5 protein-coding genes are annotated in these 7,745 nt (G+C 73.5%); 2 read left to right on the top strand and 3 right to left on the bottom strand.

Translation table 11 applies throughout. The features are described from left to right. Nucleotides 1–148: 148 nt before the first annotated feature. Nucleotides 149–1,213, bottom strand: coding sequence for a hypothetical protein (locus ACFRCG_RS45825; RefSeq protein WP_380042612.1), 1,065 nt, complete (start codon nt 1,211–1,213; stop codon nt 149–151). A 422-nt stretch (nt 1,214–1,635) separates the two neighbouring features. Here ACFRCG_RS45825 and ACFRCG_RS45820 point away from each other — a divergent pair, with 422 nt between their 5' ends. Continuing rightward, complete coding sequence (locus tag ACFRCG_RS45820; RefSeq protein WP_380042611.1) at nt 1,636–4,053, top strand: helicase-associated domain-containing protein; 2,418 nt, start codon at nt 1,636–1,638, stop codon at nt 4,051–4,053. Nucleotides 4,054–4,077: 24 nt separating this feature from the next. Here the strand turns inward: ACFRCG_RS45820 and ACFRCG_RS45815 are convergent, their stop codons facing one another. Together ACFRCG_RS45815 and ACFRCG_RS45810 are read right to left on the bottom strand one after the other, a co-directional pair. After that, on the bottom strand, nt 4,078–4,923 hold the full coding sequence (locus ACFRCG_RS45815; protein ID WP_380042610.1) for a hypothetical protein: 846 nt from the start codon (nt 4,921–4,923) through the stop codon (nt 4,078–4,080). Further along, nucleotides 4,920–5,906, bottom strand: coding sequence for an ABC transporter ATP-binding protein (locus tag ACFRCG_RS45810; protein WP_380042609.1), 987 nt, complete (start codon nt 5,904–5,906; stop codon nt 4,920–4,922). Before ACFRCG_RS45810 ends, ACFRCG_RS45815 begins: the two co-directional genes overlap by 4 nt. 191 nt (nt 5,907–6,097) lie before the next feature. On the opposite strand from ACFRCG_RS45810, the gene ACFRCG_RS45805 reads away from it, so the two are divergent. Further along, nucleotides 6,098–7,744, top strand: coding sequence for a DNA repair helicase XPB (locus ACFRCG_RS45805; protein ID WP_380042608.1), 1,647 nt, complete (start codon nt 6,098–6,100; stop codon nt 7,742–7,744). Nucleotide 7,745: the final 1 nt, after the last annotated feature.

Genomic DNA, 7,745 nt, shown 5'->3' with positions numbered 1-7,745 from the left:
GACCTATTAGCGGTAGGTCCGGGCGCCGCCCTGTGCAGATGAGGTAAGGCTAACCTAATTAATGGAATCGTAAAGAGCGGAAAACCCGCTCCCGGCGGCGGAGTACGTCACACCGGGGCGGGTCGCGACACGGACCGTGTCCCCGCGCCTACGCGGTGAGCTTGCGCCGGTTCAGCCGCCACAGCAGGTACAACGACGCGGCGATCGCGGCGACCCGGACCATCGCCGGCACCAACTCGCCGAACCGGTCCCAGGCCTCGTCCCGGGTCAGATCGGTGCCCAGGTGCCCGGTGGCCCGCAGCCACATCCCGATGGCGAAGGCGAGCGCGGTCGTGCCGGGGATGTAGAACGCGGCGAACCGCCGTTCCTTGAGCGACCACGCGGCCGCGGTGAAGACCACGAGCAGGCCGAGCACCACCACCACGGTCGAGGCGACGATCGCCCCGACCGTCATCAGCGCGATCGCGAACACCTCGCGCAGTTGGGTGCGCAGCGCGCCCGGACCACCGAACACGCCCATGACCGGGGTGGGTTCGGTCAGCGAGGTGTCGTCCCAGCCGGCCGAGGGGTCCGAGGCCACGCCGATCGGATACGCCGGCGCGTGCAGCGAGCCGTCGCCGTACATGTCGGGGGTCGGCCGCTCCGGCATGTCGCCCTCCGGGGGCGAGCGCCACCACAGCGGCTCCTCGTCCGGATCCGCGGGCGCGGCGGGCTTGGTCGCCGTGCCGCCACCGCCACCGGCCGCGGTCTCGGCGAGTGTGGGCGGACCAGCCTCGGGCGAGACCCGGGGCGCGGGCGGCGTGGGCGGGGGAGGCGCGGGCGCGGGCTCGGGCGCGGCCGGCGGCGGCCGAGACGGATCCCGTATGGCCGGAATCGGCGTGGCGTCGGCGCGAAAGCCCATCTGGCGGGCCACCGTCGCGTGCCGCGACCCCCGCATCGACATCGCGCCGACCCCGTCGTCGGCGCCGCTGTCGCGCAGGTCGCCGAGCCGGTACAACTCCTGGCCGACCACCGCCTCCGGCGTGCCGAGCCGATCGAGGATGACCTGTACCGCGCCGGGGTTGTGCGCGTTCAGCCGCTCGCGCTCGCTGTTGATCTGGCTGCGCAGCCGCTCCACGAGCCGGGCCCGGTCGGCGGGGCGGAGTTTGCGCTGGGCCGCGTCACCGACCTCGCCCAGGTATTGCAGAACCAGATGATCGCTCTCGAAGTTCACGCCCCCACCTCACCCCCGCCGAAGGTTCGTCTGCGTCGGTGCCGCGCCCGCCGCGTCATGCGTCGGTAAAGCGACAACTCAGCGTAGGGGCGCGGGCGTAGCGGAGCGAGAGGTTGGCGGAAATGGTGATCGTAAAGGTGCGCGCCGCGGCTTTCGCGGCTCGATCCGGGCCCGTGATCGGGGTCGCGGTCGGCGTCCGCGCCCCGGGTCCCGGGTCCCGGGTCCCGGAGGCCGTACCACGCATGGCCCGGGGTCGGGCCGAACCGGGCGCCGGTCGGGCGTTCGGGCCGTGCGAGCGGGGGTCGCGCCGGTGCCCGCGACCGGCTTCGGCGGTCCGATCCGGGGTGGTCGCGCGTGCCGACCGGGCATTCGGATTCCGGGAGCGGTGATCGCCGGCGGGCGGACCGTCTAACGTTGATGGGATGACCACAGCTGCGTCGCCCACCCGTGCCGAGGCGGATCGGGCCGCCGAGTCCGGCCCCCGGACGCTCGCCGAGGATCTGCGCGGACGCACCGACGCCGACCTCGGCGCGTTGTTGCGCGCCCGGCCGGACCTGACCACCCCGGTCCCGGTGGACCTGACCCAGCTCGCCACCCGGGCCACCACCCGGGCCTCGATAGCGCGCGCCCTGGAGCGCCTGGACCGGTTCACCCTCCAGGTCGTCGACGCCGCGGTGGTGCTGCCCGACGGTTTCGCCGTGTCCCGGCTGCACACGCTGATCGGCACCGCCCCGGACGAGGTCGGGCGGGCCGTGGCCGCGCTGCGCGAGCAGGCCCTGCTGTGGGGGCCCGACGACGCGCTGCGGGTGGTGCGTACGGTGCGCGACCTGGTCGGCGCGAGTCCGGCGGGCCTGGGCCCGACGCTGGCCGGCGCGCTCGCCGCCACCGCGCCGTCCCGGCTTCAGGACGTGCTCGCCGACCTCGGTCTGGGCTCCACCCACGACGCGGTCTCCGCGATCGCCGCGATCACCGCCCTGTGCACCGACCGCGCGCGCCTGGACGCGCTGCTCGGCCAGGCCCCGGAGGCCGCCCGCGAGGTGCTGGACAAGCTGGTCTGGGGGCCGCCCACGGGCAGTGTGCGCGGCGCCGACCGGCCGGTGCGCGCCGACGCGGCCCGCACTCCCGTGGAGTGGCTGCTCGCCCGGGCCCTGCTCGTGCCCGCCGGGCCGGACGCGGTGGTGCTGCCCCGCGAGGTCGGGCTGCACCTGCGCGGCGGCCGGGTGCACCGGACGCCGCTGCCCACACCCCCCGAGCTGCCGGTGCGCGCATACGATCCACAGGCTGTGGACGACCTGGCGGCCGGCTCCGCGTTCACCGCGGTGCGGCGGGTCGAGGACCTGCTCGAGGCGTGGAGCGCCGGCGGCCCGCCCGTGCTGCGCGCCGGCGGCCTGGGCATGCGCGACTTCAAGCGCGCGGCGGTACAGCTGGACGTGCCCGAGGCCGAGGTCGCGCTGTGGCTGGAGGTGGCCTACGCGATGGGCCTGGTCGCGGGCGACGGCGAACCGGACGAGCAGTGGCTGCCCACCCCCGCCTACGACACCTGGCGACGCACCCCGGTGGGCACCCGGTGGGCCGCGCTGGCCGGCACCTGGCTGGAGACCACCCGGGTACCCGCCCTGGTCGGCACCCGCGACGACAAGGATCGCCCGGTCGGCGCGCTGGGCACCCAGGTCGACCGGACCTCCGCGCCCGAGGTGCGCCGCCGGATCCTGGCCACGCTCGCCGCACTGCCCCCGGGCGCGGCCACCGACGCCGACTCGCTGCTCGCGCACCTGACCTGGCACCAGCCGATCCGGGCCGCGCGCCTGCCCGAGGCGCTGTTCCGAGCCATGCTCGTGGAGGCCGAACTGCTCGGGATCACCGGCCGCGGCGCGTTCGCCGACTACGCCCGTCCGCTCGTCGATGGCCGGGTCTACGAGGCCGGCGACGCGCTGACCCCGCTGCTCCCGGAGCCGCTGGACCACGTCCTGCTCCAGGCCGACCTGACCGCCGTGGCCCCGGGCCCGCTGGTGATGGACCTCGCACACGAGTTGCACCTGGCCGCCGACGTGGAGTCCACCGGTGGGGCGACCGTGTACCGCTTCACCGAGGAGTCGGTGCGCCGCGCGCTCGACGCCGGCCGCACCGCGACCGACCTGCACCACCTGCTCGCCACCCACTCGCGCACCCCCGTGCCGCAACCGCTGAGCTACCTCGTGGACGACGTCGCCCGCCGGCACGGCCGGATCCGCGTCGGCACCGCCGCCGCCTTCCTGCGCTGCGACGACGACGCGCTGCTCGGCGAACTGCTCGCCGATCGCCGCGCCGCCGGGCTGCGCCTGCGCCGCCTGGCCCCCACGGTGCTCGCGGCCGAGTCCGCGCCCGACACGGTCCTGGAGAAGTTGCGCGCGATGGGCCTGGCCCCGGTCGCCGAATCGGCCACCGGCGACCTGGTCCTGACCCGCCCGGACACCAGACGCACCCCACCCCGCTCCGCCCCGCCCCGCGTCGCGGGCGAACCGCCGACTCCGACGGAGGCCCTGCTGGTCGCGGCGGTGACCGCGATCCGCGCGGGCGACTCCGCCGCCACCAGCCGCGCCGACACCACCCCCGAACGCGACGGCGAACCGGTCGAACTCCCGCGCACCTCCGCCGCCGAAACCCTCCTCGCGCTCCAGGCCGCCCACGCCGATCGCCGCGCGGTGTGGATCGGCCACGTCACCCGCGAGGGCCGCGCCACCCAGCACATCGTGATCCCGCTACGCCTGGAGGGCGGCTACGTCACCGCCCACGAACAGGCCACCGGCGAAATCCACACCTACCCCCTGCACCGCATCACCGGCGTCGCCGAGGTGGCCTGAGCCGAACAGGCCCCGGGGCGGCCCTCACATCTCCCGCCGCCCGATGCGCCACACCGCGAGCCACACGCACAGCCCGGAGATCAGCAGCGCCATCACGAGGTTGTCCGTGTACTCGCCGGCGGAGTGCCCGCGCAACAGTTCGATCGGGGCGGTGCTCAACTCGGTGGGCTGCCAGGACCGCAGCGGCCGCCACAGCAACGCGAGCGGCATCAGGCTGACGACGAGCAGCCCCGCGCCGAAGATCGCCACCGGCCGGCGCAGCAGCGCGGCCATCCCGGCGACCACGCTGACCTGTACGACCGTGCCCACCAGCCCGTAGAACGCCCCGTAGAGCACGGAGCGCGCGGACAACGAACCGAACATCCAGTGCACCTGGGCCCACGCGATCAACATGCCCAGCACGTAGGCGATCGCCACCGCCGTCAGGGTCACCGTGTAGCGGGGCAGCACCAGATCGCGCGCGTGGTGCATGCGGGTGCGGTGGAACGCGGCCAGACCCGCTCGATGGTCCACCGCGAGCGCGCTGGCCATCAGTGCCAGCCCGACCAGGAGCCCGACCTGGGCGCTGCCGTACACGTACACCGCCATCCCGCTGTCGGCCCGCATCCCGGTCGCCGGCGGCACCCCGTCGATCCGCAGCGCCTCCAGGATCTGGTCGCGGTGCCGCGCGAACACCGGGCCGACCAGCCCCACCCCCGGATAGGCCACCAGGAGCAACAACCACCGCCGGGTCCGGGTCAGCCGCAGCCACTCCAGCCGCCACAACCCCAACCGGCGCGGCCCGCGCGGGATTCGATCGGGCGCGGCGACCACCGTCGGCACCGTCGGCGCCGACGACGCGGGCGCCTGGACGGCCCCCGAGCGCGTCATCGCGGACCTCCGGTGATGGACAGGAATGCCGCCTCCAGGTCCGACTCCTCGGGCGCGACCGACACCACCCGCGCCGAGCAGCGACTGAGCACCTCGGCCAGATGCCGCTCGCCCGCCTCCAGCGAACGCGCCTCCACCCGGAACAGCCCCGGTCGCATCGACGATACGCGCGCCACCCAGTTCTCCGCCGCGAACGCGCGCAGCAGGTCGGTTCCCCCGCCGCGCACCCGCACCAGCCAACTCGGTCGCATGTGCGTGTCCACGAGTTCGGCGGTCGAGCCCTGATACAACAGCCGACCCGCGCGCACCACGCCGACGTGATCGCACACCCGCTGCACATCGGCCAGGATGTGACTGGAGAAGACCACCGTGGTGTGTTCGCGCAAACTCGCCACCAGGTCCAGCACGTCGGCCCGACCCCGCGGGTCCAGGGCCGAGGTGGGCTCGTCCAGGATCAGCAGTTCGGGGTCCGCGACCAGGGCCGCGGCCAGTCCCAGGCGCAACGTCATGCCGCGCGAGAGCGAGCCGGCCTTACGATCGCCGCAGCCGGACAGGCCGGTGCGGTGCAGCGCGACCTTCACCTTCTCCCGGGGCAACCGTCGATCGACGAGGTTTCCGGCCAACTCGACCACCTCGGACGCGGTCAACCACGGTTCGAACTCGGGCACATCCGTCGACACCGCGACCCGGCGCCGATCGACACCGAACACCACCTCGCCCGAGTCGGCCCGCCGGGTGCCGCCCACGATCGACAAAAGGGTGGTCTTGCCCGCGCCGTTGGGTCCCACCAGGCCGTACACGCAGCCGCGCGGCACCGTCAGATCGATCCCGAAAATCCCGGTGCCGCCGCCGTAATCCCTGGTCAGCGCGCGCGTGAGCACGGCGGGACCAGTCGGTTCGCCGGCGTGCTCGGGGGTCTCGGCGGCGGTGCGACCGGGACGGGGAGCCCGATCGTCGGAGGCCGACGACGTTGGTTGCGCCATCAAGTATCCAGGGTAGGTAGGCCGGCCGGTTTGTGTGTTCCTCCGTAAGGATGGGTCTCGCGCTCCTCCCTGGGCAGTACGGGCCCCGAACCCTGCTCCCGATGGGGACGAGCGCCGTTCGGAACACGCGCACACCGCGAATGGTTGACACTTGTTGGTCCCGTCCCCTCCACCCGCGGAAAGGTTGGCCCGTGCCCGACGGCCCCCTGATCGTCCAGTCCGACAAGACCCTGCTTCTCGAAGTCGGGCACGAGGCCGCCGCCGAGTGCCGCCGGGCCATCGCGCCGTTCGCCGAGCTGGAGCGCGCCCCCGAGCACGTGCACACCTACCGACTGACCCCGCTGGGCCTGTGGAACGCGCGCGCCGCGGGCCACGACGCCGAGCAGGTCGTGGACGTGCTGCTGCGGCACTCGCGCTACCCCGTGCCCAACGCGCTCCTGGTGGACGTCGCCGACACGATGGGCCGCTACGGGCGCCTGCAGCTGTCCAAGCACCCCACCCACGGCCTGGTGCTGACCACCACCGACCGGGCGGTGCTGGAGGAGGTGCTGCGCAGCAAGAAGATGGCGCCGCTGGTCGGGGTCCGGGTCGACCCGGACACCGTGATCGTGCACCCCTCCGAACGCGGCCAGATCAAGCAGGTGCTGCTCAAGCTCGGCTGGCCCGCCGAGGACTTCGCGGGCTACGTGGACGGCGAGGCGCACCCGATCGAGCTGGCCGAGAACGGCTGGAGCCTGCGCGCCTACCAGCAGGAGGCGGTCGAGGGCTTTTGGCACGGCGGCTCGGGCGTGGTGGTGCTGCCGTGCGGCGCGGGCAAGACGCTGGTCGGCGCGGCGGCGATGGCGACCGCGAAGGCGACCACGCTGATCCTGGTGACCAACACGGTTTCGGCCCGCCAGTGGAAGTCCGAGCTGGTCAAGCGCACCTCGCTGACCGAGGACGAGATCGGCGAGTACAGCGGTACCCGCAAGGAGATCCGGCCGGTGACCATCGCCACCTACCAGGTGGTGACCACGCGGCGAAAGGGCGTGTATCCGCACCTGGAGCTGTTCGACTCCAGGGACTGGGGTCTGATCGTCTACGACGAGGTCCACCTGCTGCCCGCCCCCATCTTCCGGTTCACCGCCGACCTGCAGGCCCGGCGCCGGCTCGGTCTGACCGCGACGCTGGTGCGCGAGGACGGCCGCGAGGGCGACGTGTTCTCGCTGATCGGTCCCAAGCGCTACGACGCGCCGTGGAAGGAGATCGAGAACCAGGGATACATCGCGCCGGCCGACTGCGTCGAGGTCCGGGTGACCCTGACCGAGACGGAACGCCTGGCGTACGCGACCGCCGAGCCCGAGGAGCGCTACCGGTTCTGCGCGACCACCGCGAGCAAGACCCGCGTGGTCAAGGACCTGGTCGAGCGGCACCGCGGCGAGCAGACCCTGGTGATCGGCCAGTACATCGACCAACTCGACGAGCTGGGCGAGGTGTTGGACGCGCCGGTGATCAAGGGCGAGACCACCAACAAGGAACGCGAGCGGTTGTTCGACGCGTTTCGCACCGGCGCCGTGCAGGCGCTCGTGGTCAGCAAGGTGGCGAACTTCTCGATCGACCTGCCCGACGCCACGGTGGCGATCCAGGTGTCCGGGTCGTTCGGCTCGCGGCAGGAGGAGGCCCAGCGGCTCGGTCGGGTGTTGCGGCCCAAGGCCGACGGCCGGGGCGCGCGGTTCTACTCGGTGGTCGCCCGGGACACCATCGACCAGGACTTCGCGGCGCACCGGCAACGGTTCCTCGCCGAACAGGGCTACGCGTACCGGATCGTCGACTCCGACGACGTGGACACCCAGATGTAGC

It is taken from the genome of Embleya sp. NPDC056575 (genome assembly GCF_042793325.1).
Classification (GTDB): domain Bacteria; phylum Actinomycetota; class Actinomycetes; order Streptomycetales; family Streptomycetaceae; genus Embleya.
The sequence above is the reverse complement of the archived record's forward strand: the minus strand, read 5'-3'. Positions and strand labels throughout refer to the sequence as shown.